Below are 19,723 nucleotides of genomic sequence, written 5' to 3' on the forward strand. Positions count from 1 at the left end.
AAGGCCCATCTATGACCGCAGGATGAGAAAAAAGTTGAGCTTTTCTAGGCCGCGAGTAGCTCCCTGGCGTTCGCCAGCGTGTTTTTAGTGACTTCGCTACCGCCCAGCAGGCGTGCCAGCTCCTGCAGACGGGCTTTTTTATCCAGCGCCTGCATTTGCGTTTGTGTGGCGCTGCCGTCGGTATTTTTGCTGACGAAAAAGTGATGATGCCCGAAACCGGCCACCTGTGGTAAATGCGTCACGCACATGACCTGAGTGGATTCACCCAACTGACGCAACATCTTGCCCACGATAGCGGCCGTAGGCCCGCTGATGCCCACGTCCACTTCGTCAAAGATCAGCGCCGGCGTGTCCATTTTACGGGCGGTAATGACCTGTATCGCCAGCGCGATGCGGGACAGCTCGCCGCCGGAGGCCACTTTCGCCAGCGGCTGAAGCGGCTGCCCAGGGTTGGTCGTCACCATGAACTCCACGCGGTCGGCGCCGTCAGCGTTAAGCTGCTCTGGCTGGAAGTGCACGTCAATGGCCAGCTTACCGTGCGGCAGAGCAAGATCGCGTAGGCTGTGGGTAATGTGGCCGGCTAAACTGCCGGCGTGCTCAACGCGGCGCTGGTGGAGCTGGCGGGCGAGATCCATCGCCTGTTGATGATGGCGCTCCACCGCCTCGGCCAGCGCGCCGGCGCTGGCATCGTACTGCGCCATCGCCGCCTGCTCCTGCAAGAGCTGCTGATGGTGCTGCGCCAGGGCTTCCGGCTGCACATGATGCTTGCGTGCCAGGCTGATTTGCCGAGACAGACGCTGCTCCAGCTCATGGAGGCGTCCGGGATCAAGATCGATGCGGTCGCCGTAATGGCGCAGTTCATTGCTGGCTTCGGTGAGCTGAATTGCAGCGTCTTCGAGCAGCGCCATCACCTCGGACAAGGCGGGATCCAACGTGACCAGTTCGCTCATCACATGCCTCGCGGTGTGCAACTGACTCAGTAAATTGGTCTCTTCGCCTTCGCTCAACAGCTCCAAGGTTTGTTGGGTTGCGGTGATCAACTGTCCGCTGTTGGCCAGCCGCTTATATTCCTGATCGATCTGCTCATACTCCTCCGCGACCGGCGCGAAGTCGTTCAACTCTTTCAATTGATATTGCAACAGCTCGCGTCTGGCGTCGCGTTCTGCGGCCTGCTGGCGCAGGCTGGCCAGATCCAGGCAGCTTTGGTGCCACTGGCGGTAGGCGGCCGCCATGGCCTGCTGAAGGTCTTTTTCACCCGCGTAGGCGTCGAGCAGCCGCTTTTGGTGATCGGGACGCAACATCAGCTGGTGGGCATGCTGGCCGTGGATTTGAATCAGGTACTGGCCCAGTTCACGCAATTGTGAGAGCGGCACCGGCGTACCGTTAATAAAGCCGCGTGAGCGGCCGTCCTGGCTCACTACGCGGCGCATCAAACATTCATTGCCGTTATCCAGCGCATTATCCGCCAGCCAGCGGGCGGCCAAGGGAGTATCGTTAAGTAAAAAGCGTGCGCAGATGTCCGCTCTCGCGGCGTCGGGCCGCACCATGCTGGCCTCGGAACGGCCGCCCAGACACAGACCGAGCGCATCGATCGCAATGGATTTCCCCGCGCCGGTCTCACCGGTAATCACGCTCATTCCCGACTGAAAATCAATCGTTAACGCGTGCACGATAGCGAAATTGGCAATGGTCAGTTGAGCCAGCATAGTTGCCTTCCTGTATATAAACACACAGCTGTGATTAACCACAGTATAAACTGGTTTTTTATACAGTAAAGCTGTGCCGGCAAAAATTTAGAATAATTTTTTCGACCAGCCAAGCTTGCTGCTTAACGTATTGAAATAGTTATAATCATTAGGATGAATCAAATCGAGATAGTAGTCGCTACGGCGGATGAAAATTTCTTCACCTTCCTGGATAGGCAAGGCTATCTGGCTGTCGCAGCTGATTTCGAGATCCGGCGTCAGTTGGGAAAACTTCAGGCGTATCGTACTGCCGCCGTTAATGACCAAGGGTCGTGATGAGAGAGTATGCGGAAACATCGGCACCAGCGCGATGGCGTCCACCAGCGGCGTCAGGATCGGCCCGCCGGCGGAGAGGGAATACGCCGTGGAGCCGGTAGGCGTGGCGATAATAAGGCCATCGGAGCGCTGGGAAAACGCAAAGGTATCATCAATATAGACCTCGAACTCAATCATATGCGCCACTTTGCCGGGATGCAGCACCACCTCATTAATGGCGCTGCTCAGCCGGCCGCAGACATCGCCCCGGCAGACCTGGGCTTCCAGCAAAAAGCGTTTTTCACTGCGATAGTGCCCCGCCAGCACGTCCGATAATTGCGCCAGCGCCGAGTCGGGATCGAGGTCGGTCAAAAAACCAAGGTTCCCGCGGTTGATACCAATGACCTTGATATCATAACGCGCCAAGATGCGTGCCGCGCCCAGCATGTTGCCATCGCCGCCCACCACGATAGCCAGATCGGCCTGCTGGCCAATATCGGCCAAACTACCGGTTATGGCCTGATCCAGCGCCAGATCGCGGGCGATCTGATGTTCCATGATGACGTGATACCCTTTCTCGTTGAGCCAGTGGTAAAGCGTTTCGTGCGTGGCCAGCGCATTGGGGTGACGCGGATGGCCGACGATGCCGATAGTGTGAAAAGTGGTAGTCATTTGATTGCTGATCCCCGGCGTATTTTTGCAAGCTTCATTATGCGTCATCCCTTGAATCCCCGCTATTCATCCCCATAATAATCGGACTAGCGAGAATAATGCTGAACCGCGGAGAAAACTCATGATGAGTAGTAAAGAACAGAACACCCCTGACGAGCAAGTCTCACAAGAGAGTGAAATGGAGCAAGGGCAGCAGGCGGAAGCGATGCCCGAGACGGTTGACGTCGTGGATCCGCGAGATGAGCGTATTGCCGAACTGGAGACCGCGCTGTCGCAGGCACAGCAGCGCGAGCGCGATAGCGTGCTGCGCGCCAAGGCGGAAATGGAAAACGTGCGCCGCCGCAGCGAACAGGATGTCGAGAAGGCGCATAAATTTGCCCTGGAACGTTTTGCCGGTGAACTGTTGCCGGTTATCGATAATCTAGAGCGCGCGCTGGACATGTCGGATAAAACCAACAGCGAGCTAGCGTCCACTATCGAAGGCATCGAGCTGACGCTCAAATCGTTGCTGGATGCCGTTCGCAAATTCGGTCTTGATGTGGTGGGTGACACGCACGTGCCGTTTAACCCGGAAGTACATCAAGCCATGACCATGCTGGAGTCCGACGAACACGAGCCTAATCACGTGATGATGGTGATGCAAAAAGGCTACACCCTCAACGGCCGACTTATCCGCCCCGCGATGGTGGCGGTATCAAAAGCGAAGAGCTGATATCTTTTCTCACGCCGCCGCGCGCGGCGTGAGAGCCTACGCCGACAGCGCCGTTGGCGGAAACGGGGATGCACGCTATCGCCCCCGAGGCTATCTGCCGGCGGTAGCGTTCTCATCGGCGGCTAAAACAGGTTACCGGTTGTGCTACTGCAGCCCACAACCGCCGTGCCCATCAGGATCGATCCGACGTTTCCTTCCTCTCCTCTAAAAGGTACTTTCTCTGTCAGGCTGCCTGGCGAAGTTCGCACAGACGATAATAGCCGCTTTACTTCTGAACGTGGCGCCCGGACTGGATCCGCCGTTAGGCGGGCGGCAGCGTTGGCGTCCAGTCGATAGCGGGTTGGCCTTGACGCGTCAGCAGGGCATTGGTCTGGGAGAAATGGTGGCAGCCGAGAAAGCCGCGATGCGCGGATAGGGGCGAGGGGTGCGGCGCTTTAAGCACATGGTGGCGTTTCGGGTCGATAATCATGCCTTTTTTCTGGGCATGGGACCCCCACAGTAAAAACACAACCCCTTCACGGTGCGTGTTGAGTACCTTTATGACCTTATCCGTAAACGTTTCCCAACCCAGACTGGCGTGGGAATGGGCTTTTCCCGCTTCCACCGTCAGCACCGTATTGAGCAACATCACCCCTTGTTGCGCCCAGCTTTGCAGACAGCCATGTTTGGGTATAACAAAACCGGGAATGTCGCTGGCCAACTCTTTATAGATATTGACTAAGGAGGGCGGGGCGGGCACGCCCGGCTTGACGGAAAATGAAAGGCCATGGGCTTGGTTGGGACCGTGATAGGGATCTTGGCCGAGGATCACGACTTTCACCGCATCCAACTCCGTGAAACGAAAAGCATTAAATACTTCCTTGGCCGGCGGATAGACGGTAATTCCCGCCGCGCGTTCCCTGGCGACAAAGGCCAGCGTTTCCTGAAAATAGGGCAGGGTTTTTTCCTGCGCGAGAGCATCGCGCCAGGTGAGCATTTGCGTCATGATACGCTCCATGATAGTGACGACATGGGCTAAGCTTAACGTTTTCTCTTCGTGGGTTAAACGTTTTCCCGCTGGCGGCGGAGGGAAAATTCGCCCAGCGGTTGGCGTTCAGCGGCCGCTTTAAATTGACCTAAATCAATAAATTTGCCCAACAATGCCGCCACTTTCCGCCAGACATTGATTTAAATCAAAGTATCGGCCCCGGTTGGCGGGTGTATAATCAGTTTTAGAAATTGGTTTTACCAAATGTCCAGGTAGGCTAAATGTTGAACGGCCTGCGTCTGGACGCCGTATGGCACCCCTACCACGGAGGCATCAATGATTATCGGAATACAAATTACCGAAGCTGAAAACAAAGCGCTGGTAAACTCTTTCTGGTTGCTGGATGACGCTAACCATCAAGCCCGCTGTCTGGCCGCCGTTGCCGGTTATGCCGACGACCAAGTGGTTCCTTTGCAGGAGCTGGGCAAATTTGATTACCGCGAAATTCCCCTTGAGCAGAAGGAAGTGGTGCGTGTTGAAGGCGGGCAGCACCTGAACGTCAACGTGCTGAGCCGCGAGACGCTGGAAGACGCCGTGGCGAACCCGGAAAAATACCCGCAGCTGACTATCCGCGTGTCGGGCTATGCGGTGCGTTTCAATTCGCTCACGCCTGAGCAGCAGCGAGATGTTATTACCCGTACTTTTACCGAAAGTATGTAATCGCCGCTTGTCACGCGCCTAACGGGGGCCTCGCGGGCCCCCGGCGGTAGTCCTAATGCAATAGCGTTGCTTTTCACCCGCATAAGGGGGCCATGGGCCCCCTTTTTTACATCGAGAGCGGGATATTGCCGACGCTTGGCGCGGGCCAGCGGCGTCGGCATAGGCCATAACCATACGCCGGGCGGCGTTCACAAAGCTGAATGCTGACAGCCGTAAGCGGCGCTTGGCGTGGCGCGGCGCCGATAAACGCCGAAAAGCGCTATTAAATGGCGTTAACCGCCGAGACATCCAGCGGCAAAAGCGCCCCGCTGGGGTAAAAGTAACCATGTCGTCAAATGCGGCCAGATGAGGTGTAGGTCAATGAAAAACAGGGATTTTATTTGATGGGTATCACCCTTGCAACATGACGGTTACCTTTCACTAACGATTAATGACACCTTGACGGCGGATGGCGCGCGAACGGCGCGAAAGCGCAGCTTTCAGCCCGATTTAGCCTCTCTCGCGCGCCACGATAATGTGGCGGGTGGTGTTTTTATCAGCATACCGCCGCGCCACGGTTCAGTGTGACTTAAGCGCCGTTTTCCGGCTTGCTGTCGCTGGCCGCGTCCGGCGCCGCTTTCGGCACGCGGCGTTTGCCGATGTTCTTTTTAGCGCGCAAACGTACTTTGGTTTTGTCTTTCGTGCGCGCCTGCTCTTTCTTTTCCTTGCGCTTCGCCAACACCTTTTTCGACGGTTTGCCGGTCATCTTTTCCGACGGCGCGCGCGTGGCGGGGCGCAGCGCGTCAATCGTGCGCGCTTTTAACGGTTCATTCAGATAACGGCTGATTTTGCCCAGTAGCAAATGATCGTGCGCTTCCACCAGCGAAATGGCGCAGCCTTTGCGGCCGGCGCGGGCGGTGCGGCCTATACGGTGCAAATAGACATCCGGCGTTGAGGGCAAATCGAAATTGATGACATGACTGATATCGTCAATATCCAGGCCACGGGCCGCAACATCCGTTGCTACCAGCACGTTGGTGCGGCCGTCGGTCATGCGTTTAATGGCCTCATTACGCTTGGCCTGAACCAGCTCCCCTTCCAGATAACAGGGCGTGATGCCGGCATCACGCAGCCAGCCCACCAGCTCATGAAGCCGCTCGCGTTTGCGGACGAATACGATACTTTTGCTGACGTCGGGTTGTTTAAGCAGGTGACAAAGCAGCGCGGTTTTGTGCGTCAGATCGTCGGCGCGATAATACCATTGCACAATTTTTTTGCGTTCACGGCGCGACGGCGCAGCGTCGATTTCGACCGGATCGTTGAGCAGGCGTTCTGCAAAATCCTTGACCGCGTTCCCTTCCAGCGTGGCCGAAAATAATAGCGTTTGCTTGCGCCAGCGGGTTTCTGCGGCGATCTGCTCGACGTCCTGGGCAAACCCCATGTCCAGCATACGGTCCGCCTCGTCCAGAATCAGCGTTTCTACCGCCCGGCAGTCAAAATTCTCTTCCTTGATGTATTGCAGCAGTCGGCCGGTGGTGGCCACCACGATATCCTGATTCTCGCTGAACACTTCCGCATGATTCATATAGGCCACGCCGCCGGTAATAGTGGCGATGTCCAGATGGGTGTGGGCGGCCAGTTGTTTGGCCTGCTCCGCTACCTGCATCGCCAGTTCACGGGTGGGGGTGACGATCAGCACGCGGGGTGGACCGGATTTCTTGCGAGGGAAATCAAGGAGATGCTGCAAGACCGGCAGTAGATAAGCGGCGGTTTTGCCGGTACCGGTCGGCGCCGAACCCAATACATCGCGTCCGTCCATGGCCGCCGGAATAGCTTCAGCCTGAATGGCGGTGGGACGCTCAAAGCCCTTGTCGCTCAATGCGGCGAGCAGGTCTTCGTGCAGCTCGAGTTCGGAAAATTGGGTTACAGTCATGGGCTACCTCTGGTTGGGGCGCAGATTATAGACGGATCCTGCGTAATCTTCATCTGTTTGTGCGTGTCAGTTTATTTTAAAGTAGAGGTATATGCCTGCAGGAGCCAGATGACTATGCTACCCACTGCCGTCACTAAACCGCTGCGGCGGGACGGATTTACTTTTAAACACTTTTTTGTCGCCCACGATCGGTGTGCGATGAAAGTCGGCACCGATGGGGTGCTGCTGGGCGCCTGGGCACCCCTTATTGAGGCGGGCAGGGCGCTGGATATCGGCACCGGCAGCGGTCTGGTCGCGTTGATGCTGGCGCAGCGTATGCACGGCGCCATTCCGATCGATGCGATCGAACTGGATTCGGACGCCTGCCGCCAGGCGCGAGACAATTTTACCGCCAGTCCTTGGGCGATGTCCCTCTGCGCTGTCGAGGGCGACATCTGCGCCTACGCCGGCAGAACGTCGCGGCGCTATCAGGCCATTGTCAGCAACCCTCCCTACTTTGATGCGGGGCCGGCCTGCGCCACCCCGGCGCGCGCGCGGGCCCGCTATACGCAGAGTCTGAGCCATCAGGCGCTGCTGACGGCCGCCACCGCGCTGCTGGATAAAGACGGTACGCTGGCGCTTATCCTGCCGTACGCCGCCGGCGAGGCGCTCATAGCCCGCGCGTTGGCCCAGGGCTGGTGGCTACAGCGGCGTACCGATGTCAGCGACAGAGCGGAATTGCGCCCGCACCGGCTGCTGCTGGCCTTGACGCGCCGGCCGGTGGCGTTAATTCACGACACGCTAACGTTGCGCGACCCGAACGGGGAAGGGTCGCCTGCGTTTCGCACCCTGGCCGGAGATTTTTATCTGGCGTTCTAACCGCCGAGCCGCTGTAGATGACCATTGCGCGGCAGTGTGCTGTTTCCGTCCGGTCCCTGCATGACGCATTGGTGGAGGGGCAGCCTGCCCGTGTTTATTTGCCCCTGGACATTATTACTATTGCGTATTCACTCCTATCTATCGATAAGCCATAAAGCTTGAGAAATAACACGTTGTGAGTGCCTTAAAAAATATTTCTCTGTCTTTATCTTCCGGTTAAATATACAGATTGTTCAAATTTAGGCGCCGCGGGTATGAATTTCCCTCGTACCGGGTTATGCCGCTAAATCTACTGCGGCGACGATTAAAATAAAGCAAGCAACGGTGCAAGCCATAATTTTATTGACAGTAATGAGGCTTATGGCTGGTGCAGTCCTGTCATCATGGAATGAGCATGGGCTTGATGTCTTAATATCTCCGTCACGGCATTATGATTCTGCCCCTTAACCGGCGCTGAAATGTTGTTAACAAATTAAGTAATTCATTAATATAATAGTGAGGATAATTATGGGTAAAAATAATGATATGATTAGACATGGTCGCATCACTTTTCCTGAATCACGGTCTGAAAAGATGGGACAATGGTGGGCAAATGCGTTAGAGAGTGGAAAGTTTTTCCCCGAAACGCAGGCGGGTTTGGCCGATAAATTCGCCCCTACCGATGAACTTAATGCCCTCCCGCCGCAGGATGGACAGATTGCCAGTGCCGGTTTCACGGATGGCGGTACGACTACCGCACCGCTCAAATTGGATGAATACGGTGAAGACCGCTGGGAAAAGAATGAAATAAAAGCGAATTCAGTTGTGGATTTCACGTGGCACTATACCGCAACACACGCCACGCGACGTTGGAATTATTTTATCACTAAAGAGGGTTGGAACCCTAATGAACCCTTAAGCCGCGCTCAATTTGAGAAAGAGCCCTTTTTCATGGTGCAAAACCCGCAGCAGCCGCATTGGGAATATGCCGATGAATTGACCCCCAGTGCCGCCGGGACGGTTCACAAAGTTCCCATGCCCGACAGAAAAGGCTACCATGTTATTCTTGGCGTATGGGAAATTGCAAACACCGCCAGAGCCTTTTATCAGGTCATCGATGTTAATTTTGTTTGATGATGACTTCCGGTTATTGCTCGCTTTAAAATAAAAGGCAATAACCACGTTATCCGAGTCGGTATGCGCTGGAGGCATTTTTAAGCACTATTTCACCGACATCGCATGCCGTCATGTTTAGCGTCAATAACCTGCCGCGTCATTAGCTTCTCCTAATTAAGTGAGCGACATGGTCAGGATGGCGCTGCAGGTAGGAAAATTGACAAGCTGGCAACCAAGGGGGAAATACATTAACGCCAAAGGGACGATATTGGCTAATGGACGCCATGCCCTATAATTCATGGCCTTTTGCAATCCAAACATGCGCCGCCCTCTCTGTTTTTGATCTCGGCACGCAACAGCATGCGGGCCGTTTTACACCGACCCTTACGCTATGATGCAATAGCAAACCGGAAAATCATCACCTGTCGAGTCTTCAACAGGTGATAATCTCAATCAGGGCTGCAAGATAGTGGGCTGCGGGTCAGGCTGCATAGCGGGATAATCCAGGGTGAAATGCAGGCCGCGGCTCTCCTTGCGTAGCAGCGCGCTTTTGACAATCAGCTCGGCCACCTGCACTAAATTGCGCACTTCCAGTAAATTATTGGAGATGCGGAAATTGGAATAATACTCGTCAATTTCGCGCGTCAGCAGCTCTATGCGGTGCAGTGCCCGCTCCAGCCGCTTGGTGGTGCGTACAATGCCCACGTAGTCCCACATAAAAAGCCGTAGCTCGTGCCAGTTATGTTGCAGCACCACCTCTTCATCGGAATTGCTGACCCGGCTTTCATCCCACGGAGGGAGCTGGCGAACCTGGGCGATGGTCGGCAGCCGGCGCAGGATATCTTCCGCCGCCGACCAGCCGTAGACCAAACATTCCAACAGTGAATTGGAGGCCAGGCGGTTGGCGCCGTGCAGGCCGGTATAGCTGACCTCGCCGATAGCGTAGAGACCGTCCAGATCGGTGCGCCCGTGTTTATCCACCATGACGCCGCCGCAGGTGTAATGGGCCGCCGGAACGATGGGGATCGGCTGGCGAGTCAGATCGATATCCAGCGTCAGCAGCTTGTCATAAATGGTTGGGAAATGCTGGCGGATAAACGCCTCCGGCCGATGGCTGATGTCGAGGTACATACAATCGGCGCCCAGCCGCTTCATTTCATGGTCGATTGCCCGGGCGACGATATCTCGCGGCGCCAGTTCGGCGCGGGCGTCGAACTCCGGCATGAAGCGGCTGCCGTCGGGCCGGCGCAAATAGGCGCCTTCGCCGCGCAGCGCTTCGGTCAGCAGGAAATTACGTGCCTGGGGGTGGAACAGGCAGGTGGGATGGAACTGATTAAACTCCAGGTTGGCGACCCGGCAGCCGGCCCGCCAGGCCATGGCGATACCGTCGCCGGAGGAAATATCGGGGTTGGTGGTGTATTGATAAACCTTGGACGCGCCGCCGGTGGCGAGCACCACCGCGCGCGCGCGGCACAGTTCCACCCGCTCTTCGGCGCGGTTCCAGATATAGGCCCCCACCACCCGCCGGGTACCCGGCAGCCCGAGGCGGTTGGACGTAACCAGATCCACCGCGTTGCAGCGTTCCAAAATCTGAATGCCCGGATGCGCCGCCGCTTTGCTGACCAATGTGGTTTCCACCGCCTTGCCGGTCGCATCCGCGGCGTGCAGGATGCGGCGGTGGCTGTGGCCGCCCTCGCGGGTGAGGTGGTAGCGATCGCCGGCCGGCGTCGAGGCTTCGGTGTCGAACAGCACGCCCTGATCGATAAGCCACTGCACACAGTGGCGGGCGTTGCCGGCGATGAATTCCACCGCCTCACGATCGCAGACGCCGGCGCCGGCTATCAGCGTATCTTCCACGTGAGAATCGACGCTGTCGGTCTCATCGAACACCGCCGCGATGCCGCCTTGGGCATACAGCGTAGAGCCCTCGTCCAACGGACCTTTGCTCAGGACCATGACCTCGCAGTGTCCGGCCAGACGCAGCGCCAGCGATAACCCGGCCGCACCGCTGCCGATGACCAGGACATCGGTGGTGTATTCAGTTGATGGTTGCATAGCGGATGGTGTGCATTCCGATAGAAAAGACTGTTTGGTCATGGTACCACCCAATGCGGCCCGGCTGTACCGCTTATCGCCGCTTTTTGACGCGGTTTTATTTACGCATGTTTACTGACAGCATGGCGAATTCACGTTACCCTGCGCTATTTATTGCAGCTGTTTCGCGTGGTGCTTTGGCTCCGCGAGAATCCGGGTACCGGCCATCCTATTTATGGTAGTCTGGTGCTCAGCCCGGCCGGCGGCCCTGGCGTTATTGTGGCCGCGCCCTTTATTTTAAGAAAAACACCAGGCGTGGCGGAACTTTATGATTATCATTAACTCCAATCGCCAGCTTGCTCGTAATATTGGTTCAGAAGCTGGCGGTACTCTTTTTTTGCGCGTGGAGAAAAATTTGAGGAGACATTACCTCGGATGAGCGAGCAGTTAACGGATCAGGTGCTGGTTGAACGGGTCCAGAAAGGCGACCAGAAAGCGTTCAATTTACTGGTCGTTCGCTACCAGCATAAAGTGGCGAGCCTCGTGTCGCGCTACGTCCCGCAAGGGGATGTGCCGGACGTGGTGCAGGAGTCGTTCATTAAAGCGTACCGTGCCCTGGCGTCGTTTCGCGGCGACAGCGCTTTCTATACCTGGCTATACCGTATCGCCGTCAATACGGCGAAGAATTACCTAGTGGCTCAGGGACGGCGTCCGCCCTCAAGCGATGTGGACGCCAGCGATGCGGAAAATTACGAAAGTGCGGGCGCATTAAAAGAAATATCGAACCCTGAGAATTTAATGTTGTCTGAGGAGTTGCGACAGATAGTGTTTCGCACTATCGAGGTGTTGCCCGAAGACTTGCGTATGGCGATTACGTTGCGGGAGCTGGATGGCCTGAGCTATGAAGAGATAGCCTCCATCATGGATTGCCCGGTAGGAACGGTACGCTCACGTATATTCCGTGCGCGCGAAGCAATTGACAATAAAATTCAACCGCTTATTCAGCGTTAACGACGGCGGCAGGAGAAGGTACCCAGGCATGCACAATGAAAAGCTTTCCGCTCTGATGGATGGGGAATCGTTCGACAGCGAACTGTTCAACGATTTGTCCAGGGATGTTAAGTTGCAGCAAAGTTGGCAACGGTATCACCTCATTCGTGACGTTATGCGCGGTGACGCGGGCGAAGTCCTCCATTTCGACATTGCCGATCGCCTGGCCGCCGCCATTGCCGAGGAACCGGTGCGGATCGCGCCGCAGGCCGTGAAAGAGTCGCAGCCGGCGCCGGAAACCTGGCAGACGTCCCCGTTCTGGCGTAGAGCCCGCCCGCTTACGGCGCGCATCGCCCAATTCGGCATCGCGTCGCACCTTACCCAAATCGGCGTCGCGGCCTGTGTCTCGCTGGCGGTCATCGTCGGCGTGCAGCATTACAATACGCAGCAGGGCGTCGGTCAGGACAGCAGCCAGCCGGAAAATCCGGTGTTTAACACGCTCCCGATGATGGGCCAGGCGTCTCCGGTCAGCCTGGGCGTCCCGTCGGCCAACAGCGCTGGGGTGGATAACGGCAATCAGCAGATGCAGGTGCAGGAACAGCGCAGGCGCATCAACGCTATTTTGCAGGATTATGAACTACAGCGCCGCCTGCATGCCGATACGCTGCAGTTTGATCAGCAAGACGCGCAGCAGGCCGCCGTACAGGTGCCGGGTACGCAATCATTAGGAATGCAGCCGCAGTAATGAAGCAAATTTGGTATGCCGTGTGTTTGTTGACGGGCAGCCTGCTCTATTCCATCCACGCTCCGGCTCAGACGACCGCATCCGGGGCGTTGCTCGCGCAAATGAGTCAGGCCAGCCAGACGCTGGACTATGAATATGCATACGTGCTGGTTAGCAAGCTGGGCGTCGACTCGCTGCGCTATCGCCATGTGGTTATCGATAAGCAACGGCTGGCGCAGCTGCTGCAAATGGACGGTCCACGCCGCGAGATAGTCCAGCGCAACGGTGAAATCAGTTACTTTGAGCCCGGGCTGGAGCCGTTTACCCTGCTTGGCGATCATATCGTCGATTCTCTTCCCTCTATTGTCTACGCGAACTTTGAGCGCTTGGCGCACTTCTACGATTTTATTTCCGTAGGCCGCGCCCGCATCGCCGATCGCCTGTGCGAGGTGGTGCGGGTCGTCCCCCGCGACGGCACCCGATTTAGCTATATCGTTTGGATTGATACCACGACCAAATTGCCGCTGCGTGTCGATCTGCTGGATCGCGATGGCGAAGCGCTGGAACAGTTCCGCGTTATCGCCTTCAACGCCGATAGGCAGGTCGAAAACACCATGGCCGGTTTGGAGAAGGTCACTTTGCCGCCCCAATTGGCGTTGCCGGCGTCAACGACCGCGGATTTCGACTGGTCCGTAAACTGGTTGCCGGCGGGCGTGACCGAGGCCTCCCGCAGCCGGCGCACGCTGCCGGGCATCAATGAACCGATTGAGGCCAGGCTGTACACCGATGGATTGTTCAGCTTCTCCGTCAACGTCGGTCAGGCGACCACCGGCAATGGGGAGCGCCTCATTCGCACCGGGCGGCGCACCATTCATACCGAGCAGCGCGGCAGCCGGGAAATTACCGTGGTGGGCGAACTGCCCCCGGCTACCGCGAAACGCATCGCCGACGCCGTTGTGTTCAAGGCTCAGCCATGATGAGAGAATGGGCCACCGTCGTGACTTGGCAGCATGGCGTAGCGCAAGTGCGCTGCGAACAGCGCGCGGGCTGCGGTGGCTGCCATGCCAAGCAATCCTGCGGTACCCGCATTCTGAATAAACTCGCGCCCGAAACGCAGCATCATCTAGAGGTGGCCAGCGCGCTGCCGCTGGTGCCGGGGCAGCGCGTCGAAGTCGGCATCACTGAGGGTAGTCTGCTGCGCTCCGCATTTCTGGTGTACATGCTGCCGCTGCTGGGGCTTATCGGCGGCGCGGCTATCATGCAGGCCACGGTGGGTACCGATCCGGCCGCCGCGTGCGGCGGCGTGGCGGGCGGCGTAGCCGGTTTTCTTTGCGCGCGCTACCTGGCGCGTCATACACATGAAACGCACAATAATCAGCTGGTGATTCTGCAGGTGGCGCTGCCGCCTTCGTCTCTGCATGTCCGGGATTGACGCCGGCACCCGCTCGGCAAGCCGCGTTATGTATCGTCACATAATACGCACCTCACGGCTACAAATTGACCACGCCCTTGTGCCGCGACGCCAAATCAAGGTGCGGATCCCGGCAATGTCCCCGCCATTCTTCCTTGCTTCCCCCAGACAGTGTAAGATGCGTCCATCATTTTGTGGGCCATCGGGGCCACGTTCCCCGCAGGGCGACCACCGGACCGACCTAGAGCGCCTGTTTAAGAGAAAAATTTATTAAGATGAAGAACATACGCAACTTCTCCATTATTGCCCACATCGACCACGGCAAATCGACGCTATCCGATCGCCTCATTCAGACCTGCGGCGGCCTGAGCGAGCGTGAAATGGCGGCCCAGGTGCTGGACTCCATGGACCTGGAGCGTGAGCGCGGCATCACCATTAAGGCGCAAAGCGTGACGCTGGACTATAAGGCGCCTGACGGTCAGATTTATCAGCTGAATTTCATCGATACCCCGGGGCATGTGGATTTTTCCTATGAAGTCTCCCGTTCCCTGGCGGCGTGCGAAGGGGCGCTGCTGGTGGTGGATGCCGGGCAAGGAGTAGAGGCCCAGACGCTGGCCAACTGCTACACCGCGATGGAAATGGATTTGGAAGTGGTGCCGGTGCTGAACAAAATCGACCTGCCCGCCGCCGATCCCGATCGCGTCGCGCAGGAGATCGAAGATATCGTCGGCATTGACGCCACCGACGCGGTGCGCTGTTCGGCGAAAACCGGTGTCGGTGTCACTGATGTGCTCGAACGGCTGGTGCGCGATATCCCGCCGCCGGAGGGCGACCCCGCCGCACCGCTGCAGGCGCTGATTATCGATTCCTGGTTCGATAATTACTTAGGCGTGGTATCGCTGGTGCGCATCAAGAACGGCACGCTGCGTAAAGGCGACAAAATAAAGGTAATGAGTACCGGTCAACTTTACAACGCGGATCGGTTGGGTATTTTCACCCCCAAACGGATCGATCGTGACGTGCTGACCTGTGGTGAGGTCGGTTGGCTGGTCTGCGCCATTAAAGATATTCACGGCGCGCCGGTAGGCGATACGCTTACGCTTGCGCGCCAGCCGGCGGATAAAGTACTGCCGGGCTTTAAAAAAGTGAAGCCGCAGGTGTATGCCGGTCTATTCCCGGTGAGTTCCGACGACTACGAGGCGTTTCGCGACGCCCTCGGCAAGCTCAGCCTGAATGATGCCTCGCTGTTCTATGAACCCGAAAGCTCTACCGCATTGGGTTTTGGCTTCCGCTGCGGCTTTCTCGGTCTGCTGCATATGGAAATCATCCAGGAACGGCTGGAACGGGAATATGATCTCGATCTGATAACGACCGCCCCAACGGTTATTTATGAGGTGCTGACCACCGACAACAACACGGTATATGTAGACAGCCCGTCCAAGCTGCCGCCGCTGAATAATATCGCCGAGCTGCGCGAGCCGGTCGCCGAATGCCATATGCTGCTACCGCAGGCTTATTTGGGTAATGTCATCACGCTGTGTATCGAAAAACGCGGCGTGCAGACCAATATGGTCTATCACGGCAATCAGGTAGCGCTGACCTATGACATTCCCATGGCCGAAGTGGTGCTGGATTTCTTTGATCGGCTGAAATCCACCTCGCGCGGCTATGCCTCGCTGGATTATGGGTTTAAGCGTTTTCAAAATTCGGACATGGTGCGGGTGGATGTGTTGATTAACGGCGAGCGGGTCGATGCGCTGGCGTTGATTACCCATCGCGATAACGCGCCGTATCGCGGCCGCGAGTTTGTCGATAAACTTCAGGAACTGATCCCGCGTCAGCAATTTGATATCGCTATTCAGGCGGCCATCGGCAACCATATCATCGCCCGTTCCACCGTCAAGCAGTTGCGCAAGAACGTACTGGCGAAGTGCTATGGCGGCGACGTCAGCCGTAAGAAAAAGCTGCTGCAAAAGCAGAAAGAAGGTAAAAAGCGCATGAAGCAGGTGGGTAACGTTGAGCTACCGCAGGAAGCGTTCCTGGCGATTCTGCACGTGGGTAAAGACAGCAAATAAGTTTGAGGAGATGGCATGGCCAATATGTTTGCCCTGATTCTGGCAATCGCGACGCTTATCACCGGGATCCTCTGGTGCCTGGAACGTTTCAAACTGGCGCCTGCGCGCCGCCGGCTGGCGCAGCAACCCGGCCAGCAACGCGCTGACGCCGTCGGGGTGCCGGCCGGGAATGACGTCGCCGCGAAGGTCAGCCATAAACCTGGCTGGATCGAGACCTGCGCGTCCATTTTCCCGGTATTGTTATTGGTGTTTGTGGTGCGCTCATTTATTTTCGAGCCGTTTCAAATTCCCTCCGGATCGATGATGCCGACGCTTCTGGTCGGAGATTTCATTCTGGTGGAAAAATTCGCCTATGGCATTAAAGACCCGATCACCCAGACGACGCTCATTGAAACCGGCCATCCCAAACGCGGTGACGTCGTGGTATTCAAATACCCGCCCGATCCAAGCCTGGACTATATTAAACGGGTCGTGGGTTTGCCGGGCGACCGAGTCAGTTATGATCCGGTCAACAAACGCGTGACGGTGCAGCCTGGCTGCGTCAGCGGGCAGGACTGCGCCACGGCGTTGCCCATTACCTATAGCGAATTCGCCCCAAGCGATTTTGTACAGACCTTCAACTCGACCGGCAACGGCGAAGCCAGTAGCGGTTTCCTGCAGGTCGCGCCCGATAGGCAGGTGGACGGCGGCATTCGCCTGGCGCAGCGCAAAGAGTCGTTGGGCGGCGTGGTGCACAATGTGCTGACGGTGCCGGGACAGCAAGATCAATTGGGCATTTATTATCAGCAGCCGGGCAGTTCACTGGCGGAGTGGGTAGTGCCGCAGGGCGAGTATTTCATGATGGGCGATAACCGTGATAACAGCGCCGACAGCCGTTATTGGGGATTCGTGCCGGAAAGAAATCTGGTGGGTAAAGCGACGGCTGTCTGGATGAGCTTCGATAAGCAGGAAGGCCAATGGCCGACCGGCGTACGCTTAAGCCGTATTGGCGGCATTCATTAATTCCTTTTTTAGCGAAGCATTATTTCGCTTACCGATGTAGAATACCTCTCAGGTTAGGAAAGGCGGGCTCCCTTCGCGGGAGCCACTGCAAACGAAACAGTTTTGGACAGGCGTGTCGTTCCCAGGCCTGTTCCGTCAGCTGCGGTTTTTTACGCATGGTTGAGTTATTGGTAACGCATGAATCCCATCTTAATAAATAGGCTCCAGAAGAAACTGGGCTACACTTTTCAACAGCACGATCTTTTGTTACAGGCGTTAACGCACCGCAGCGCCAATAGCAAACACAATGAGCGGCTGGAATTTTTGGGCGATTCGATATTGAGTTATGTTATCGCCAATGCGCTGTATCAGCGTTTCCCGCGCGTCGACGAAGGCGATATGAGCCGGATGCGTGCCACGCTGGTGCGCGGCAATACGCTTGCGGAAATGGCGCGGGAGTTCGAGCTGGGCGAATGTTTACGTCTGGGGCCGGGAGAGCTGAAAAGCGGCGGTTTCCGTCGTGAATCCATTTTGGCCGACACGGTAGAAGCGTTGATTGGCGGCGTGTTCCTGGACAGCGATATTCAAACCGTCGAAAAGCTGATCCTCGACTGGTACCGCACACGTTTGGATGAAATCAGCCCCGGCGATAAGCAAAAAGACCCGAAAACCCGGCTGCAAGAATACCTTCAGGGACGCCATTTGCCGCTGCCTACCTATCTGGTGGTGCAGGTGCGCGGCGAGGCGCACGATCAGGAATTTACCATACACTGCCAGGTCAGCGGGCTGGCGCAGCCGGTGGTCGGCAATGGCTCAAGCCGTCGCAAAGCCGAGCAGGCCGCGGCGGAACAAGCACTTAAACTGTTGGAACTTGAATGAGCGAACAGACGACCTATTGTGGGTTTGTGGCGATTGTGGGCCGGCCAAACGTCGGCAAATCCACGCTGCTGAATCAGTTGTTAGGGCAGAAGGTCTCTATTACCTCGCGCAAACCGCAAACCACCCGCCACCGCATTATGGGGATCCACACCGAGGGGCCCTATCAGGCTATCTACGTGGATACCCCTGGGCTGCACATTGAAGAGAAACGGGCGATCAACCGTTTGATGAATCGCGCCGCCAGCAGCTCCATCGGCGATGTGGAACTGGTGATTTTCGTAGTGGAAGGCACTCATTGGACGCCGGACGATGAAATGGTGGTGAACAAACTGCGCGACGTTGGCTGCCCGGTCGTACTGGCGATCAATAAAGTGGATAACGTCGCTGACAAGGAAAAGCTGCTGCCTCATATGCAGTTTCTCAGTCAGCAGATGTCTTTCCATGACATTGTGCCTATCTGCGCCGAGAACGGCATGAACGTCGATACGCTGGCCGGTATTGTGCGCAAGGCGCTGCCGGAGGCCGAGCATCATTTTCCCGAAGATTATATTACCGACCGCTCGCAGCGTTTTATGGCGTCGGAAATTATCCGTGAAAAGCTGATGCGGTTTCTGGGTGATGAACTCCCTTATTCCGTGACGGTGGAAATTGAGCGCTTCGCGGCCAACGATCGCGGCGGTTACGATATCCACGGTCTGATTCTGGTGGAACGAGACGGCCAGAAGAAAATGGTCATCGGCAATAAGGGCAGTAAAATCAAGACAATCGGCATTGAAGCTCGGCAAGATATGGAAGCCATGTTCGAGACACGGGTGCATCTGGAGCTGTGGGTGAAAGTCAAATCGGGCTGGGCCGATGATGAACGTGCCCTGCGCAGCCTGGGTTATGTCGACGACCTCTAGGGAGCGCCGATGGACGGTTGGCAACGCGCTTTCGTGCTGCATGCACGCCCCTACAGCGAAACCAGCCTGCTTCTGGACTTTTTCACCGAGCATCAAGGACGGGTGCGCATTCTGGCCAAGGGCGCGCGTTCGCGCCGCTCCGCGCTTAAAGGCGTGCTGCAGCCGTTTACGCCGCTGCTGGCCCGCTGGGGCGGCCGCGGCGAGGTAAAGACCCTGCGCAGCGCCGAACCCGTCTCGCTGGGCCTGCCGCTGACCGGGTTGATGCTGTATAGCGGACTCTATATCAACGAGCTGCTGTCGCGCGTACTCGCCCATGAAACCGATTACTCCACGCTGTTTTACGATTACCTCCAGTGTCTGCAATGGCTGGCGGGCGCCACCGGTTCACCGGAGCCGGCGCTGCGCCGTTTTGAACTGGCATTGCTGACGCATCTGGGTTACGGCGTCGATTTCCTGCATTGCGCCGGCTCCGGCGAGCCGGTCGACGACGCCATGACCTATCGTTACCGGGAAGAGAAAGGCTTTATCGCCAGCGTACTCTTGGATCGCTATAGCTTTACCGGCCGCGAGCTGCGCGCCCTGGCGGCGCGCGAGTTTCCCGACGTTGACACGCTGCGCGCGGCCAAGCGGTTTACCCGTATGGCGCTGAAACCCTATCTGGGCGGCAAACCGCTCAAGAGCCGCGAGCTGTTTCGTCAGTTTCTCGACCGGCGTCCGGGCGGCGCAGGCGGTGCGGCGGCGCGGGATGCGGGTCCGTCGGGGCCAGCCGGTGAAGCGGGTGAGCAATAAAC

Annotated in this window: 18 protein-coding genes; 13 read left to right on the forward strand and 5 right to left on the reverse strand. The window is 57.1% G+C overall.

The window, feature by feature from the left end:
- Positions 1–44: 44 nt before the first annotated feature.
- Positions 45–1,706 carry a DNA repair protein RecN gene (recN, locus tag SANT_RS05425; RefSeq protein WP_025421286.1) on the reverse strand — a complete coding sequence of 554 codons (1,662 nt, stop codon included), beginning with the start codon at positions 1,704–1,706 and terminating at the stop codon, positions 45–47.
- An 87-nt stretch (positions 1,707–1,793) separates the two neighbouring features.
- On the reverse strand, positions 1,794–2,672 hold the full coding sequence (gene nadK, locus SANT_RS05430; protein ID WP_025421287.1) for an NAD(+) kinase: 879 nt from the start codon (positions 2,670–2,672) through the stop codon (positions 1,794–1,796).
- 124 nt (positions 2,673–2,796) lie between these two features.
- Here nadK and grpE point away from each other — a divergent pair, with 124 nt between their 5' ends.
- Entirely contained in the window at positions 2,797–3,384 is a 588-nt protein-coding gene (gene grpE / locus SANT_RS05435; RefSeq protein ID WP_025421288.1) for a nucleotide exchange factor GrpE, read from the forward strand.
- 301 nt (positions 3,385–3,685) lie between these two features.
- On the opposite strand, the gene ung is transcribed toward grpE, so the two are convergent.
- Positions 3,686–4,369 carry a uracil-DNA glycosylase gene (gene ung, locus SANT_RS05440; protein WP_025421289.1) on the reverse strand — a complete coding sequence of 228 codons (684 nt, stop codon included), beginning with the start codon at positions 4,367–4,369 and terminating at the stop codon, positions 3,686–3,688.
- A gap of 318 nt (positions 4,370–4,687) precedes the next feature.
- On the opposite strand from ung, the gene grcA reads away from it, so the two are divergent.
- On the forward strand, positions 4,688–5,071 hold the full coding sequence (grcA, locus tag SANT_RS05445; protein ID WP_025421290.1) for an autonomous glycyl radical cofactor GrcA: 384 nt from the start codon (positions 4,688–4,690) through the stop codon (positions 5,069–5,071).
- Positions 5,072–5,639: 568 nt separating this feature from the next.
- Here grcA and srmB read toward each other — a convergent pair.
- Complete coding sequence (gene srmB, locus SANT_RS05450) at positions 5,640–6,983, reverse strand: ATP-dependent RNA helicase SrmB (RefSeq protein ID WP_025421291.1); 1,344 nt, start codon at positions 6,981–6,983, stop codon at positions 5,640–5,642.
- Positions 6,984–7,097: 114 nt separating this feature from the next.
- On the opposite strand from srmB, the gene SANT_RS05455 reads away from it, so the two are divergent.
- Positions 7,098–7,841, forward strand: a complete 744-nt coding sequence (locus SANT_RS05455) for a tRNA1(Val) (adenine(37)-N6)-methyltransferase (protein WP_025421292.1) — start codon at positions 7,098–7,100, stop codon at positions 7,839–7,841.
- 507 nt (positions 7,842–8,348) lie between these two features.
- Positions 8,349–8,954, forward strand: coding sequence for a lytic polysaccharide monooxygenase auxiliary activity family 9 protein (locus SANT_RS05460; protein ID WP_025421293.1), 606 nt, complete (start codon positions 8,349–8,351; stop codon positions 8,952–8,954).
- A 435-nt stretch (positions 8,955–9,389) separates the two neighbouring features.
- Here SANT_RS05460 and nadB read toward each other — a convergent pair whose 3' ends face one another.
- Positions 9,390–10,991 (reverse strand): L-aspartate oxidase, encoded by a 1,602-nt coding sequence (nadB, locus tag SANT_RS05465; RefSeq protein ID WP_025421294.1) that lies wholly within the window; start codon positions 10,989–10,991, stop codon positions 9,390–9,392.
- Positions 10,992–11,405: 414 nt separating this feature from the next.
- On the opposite strand from nadB, the gene rpoE reads away from it, so the two are divergent.
- The 9 genes from rpoE to recO all read left to right on the forward strand — a co-directional run bounded on the left by rpoE (position 11,406) and on the right by recO (position 19,721).
- Positions 11,406–11,981 carry an RNA polymerase sigma factor RpoE gene (gene rpoE / locus SANT_RS05470; protein WP_025421295.1) on the forward strand — a complete coding sequence of 192 codons (576 nt, stop codon included), beginning with the start codon at positions 11,406–11,408 and terminating at the stop codon, positions 11,979–11,981.
- 28 nt (positions 11,982–12,009) lie between these two features.
- Positions 12,010–12,705 carry an anti-sigma-E factor RseA gene (rseA, locus tag SANT_RS05475; RefSeq protein ID WP_025421296.1) on the forward strand — a complete coding sequence of 232 codons (696 nt, stop codon included), beginning with the start codon at positions 12,010–12,012 and terminating at the stop codon, positions 12,703–12,705.
- Positions 12,705–13,661, forward strand: coding sequence for a sigma-E factor regulatory protein RseB (gene rseB / locus SANT_RS05480; RefSeq protein ID WP_025421297.1), 957 nt, complete (start codon positions 12,705–12,707; stop codon positions 13,659–13,661). Before rseA ends, rseB begins: the two co-directional genes overlap by 1 nt.
- Positions 13,658–14,116 (forward strand): SoxR-reducing system protein RseC, encoded by a 459-nt coding sequence (rseC, locus tag SANT_RS05485; RefSeq protein ID WP_025421298.1) that lies wholly within the window; start codon positions 13,658–13,660, stop codon positions 14,114–14,116. Before rseB ends, rseC begins: the two co-directional genes overlap by 4 nt.
- A 254-nt stretch (positions 14,117–14,370) precedes the next feature.
- Complete coding sequence (lepA, locus tag SANT_RS05490) at positions 14,371–16,170, forward strand: translation elongation factor 4 (protein ID WP_025421299.1); 1,800 nt, start codon at positions 14,371–14,373, stop codon at positions 16,168–16,170.
- Positions 16,171–16,185: 15 nt separating this feature from the next.
- Positions 16,186–17,172: a signal peptidase I gene (lepB, locus tag SANT_RS05495; RefSeq protein WP_025421300.1), complete on the forward strand. Its 987-nt coding sequence runs from the start codon at positions 16,186–16,188 to the stop codon at positions 17,170–17,172.
- 177 nt (positions 17,173–17,349) lie between these two features.
- Positions 17,350–18,030, forward strand: a complete 681-nt coding sequence (gene rnc / locus SANT_RS05500; protein WP_025421301.1) for a ribonuclease III — start codon at positions 17,350–17,352, stop codon at positions 18,028–18,030.
- Complete coding sequence (gene era, locus SANT_RS05505; protein WP_025421302.1) at positions 18,027–18,932, forward strand: GTPase Era; 906 nt, start codon at positions 18,027–18,029, stop codon at positions 18,930–18,932. The genes rnc and era overlap by 4 nt, the downstream gene beginning before the upstream one ends.
- 9 nt (positions 18,933–18,941) lie before the next feature.
- On the forward strand, positions 18,942–19,721 hold the full coding sequence (recO, locus tag SANT_RS05510; RefSeq protein WP_025421303.1) for a DNA repair protein RecO: 780 nt from the start codon (positions 18,942–18,944) through the stop codon (positions 19,719–19,721).
- The last annotated feature ends 2 nt before the right edge of the window (positions 19,722–19,723 follow it).

Source organism: Sodalis praecaptivus, assembly GCF_000517425.1.
GTDB lineage: Bacteria > Pseudomonadota > Gammaproteobacteria > Enterobacterales > Enterobacteriaceae > Sodalis_A > Sodalis_A praecaptivus.

Excerpts from the sequence above, each read along its gene's own strand:
- recN (WP_025421286.1), bottom strand. The coding sequence starts at position 1,706 with ATGCTGGCTCAACTGACCATTGCCAATTTCGCTATCGTGCACGCGTTA.
- nadK (WP_025421287.1), bottom strand. The coding sequence starts at position 2,672 with ATGACTACCACTTTTCACACTATCGGCATCGTCGGCCATCCGCGTCAC.
- grpE (WP_025421288.1), top strand. The coding sequence starts at position 2,797 with ATGAGTAGTAAAGAACAGAACACCCCTGACGAGCAAGTCTCACAAGAG.
- ung (WP_025421289.1), bottom strand. The coding sequence starts at position 4,369 with ATGACGCAAATGCTCACCTGGCGCGATGCTCTCGCGCAGGAAAAAACC.
- grcA (WP_025421290.1), top strand. The coding sequence starts at position 4,688 with ATGATTATCGGAATACAAATTACCGAAGCTGAAAACAAAGCGCTGGTA.
- srmB (WP_025421291.1), bottom strand. The coding sequence starts at position 6,983 with ATGACTGTAACCCAATTTTCCGAACTCGAGCTGCACGAAGACCTGCTC.
- SANT_RS05455 (WP_025421292.1), top strand. The coding sequence starts at position 7,098 with ATGCTACCCACTGCCGTCACTAAACCGCTGCGGCGGGACGGATTTACT.
- SANT_RS05460 (WP_025421293.1), top strand. The coding sequence starts at position 8,349 with ATGGGTAAAAATAATGATATGATTAGACATGGTCGCATCACTTTTCCT.
- nadB (WP_025421294.1), bottom strand. The coding sequence starts at position 10,991 with ATGCAACCATCAACTGAATACACCACCGATGTCCTGGTCATCGGCAGC.
- rpoE (WP_025421295.1), top strand. The coding sequence starts at position 11,406 with ATGAGCGAGCAGTTAACGGATCAGGTGCTGGTTGAACGGGTCCAGAAA.
- rseA (WP_025421296.1), top strand. The coding sequence starts at position 12,010 with ATGCACAATGAAAAGCTTTCCGCTCTGATGGATGGGGAATCGTTCGAC.
- rseB (WP_025421297.1), top strand. The coding sequence starts at position 12,705 with ATGAAGCAAATTTGGTATGCCGTGTGTTTGTTGACGGGCAGCCTGCTC.
- rseC (WP_025421298.1), top strand. The coding sequence starts at position 13,658 with ATGATGAGAGAATGGGCCACCGTCGTGACTTGGCAGCATGGCGTAGCG.
- lepA (WP_025421299.1), top strand. The coding sequence starts at position 14,371 with ATGAAGAACATACGCAACTTCTCCATTATTGCCCACATCGACCACGGC.
- lepB (WP_025421300.1), top strand. The coding sequence starts at position 16,186 with ATGGCCAATATGTTTGCCCTGATTCTGGCAATCGCGACGCTTATCACC.
- rnc (WP_025421301.1), top strand. The coding sequence starts at position 17,350 with ATGAATCCCATCTTAATAAATAGGCTCCAGAAGAAACTGGGCTACACT.
- era (WP_025421302.1), top strand. The coding sequence starts at position 18,027 with ATGAGCGAACAGACGACCTATTGTGGGTTTGTGGCGATTGTGGGCCGG.
- recO (WP_025421303.1), top strand. The coding sequence starts at position 18,942 with ATGGACGGTTGGCAACGCGCTTTCGTGCTGCATGCACGCCCCTACAGC.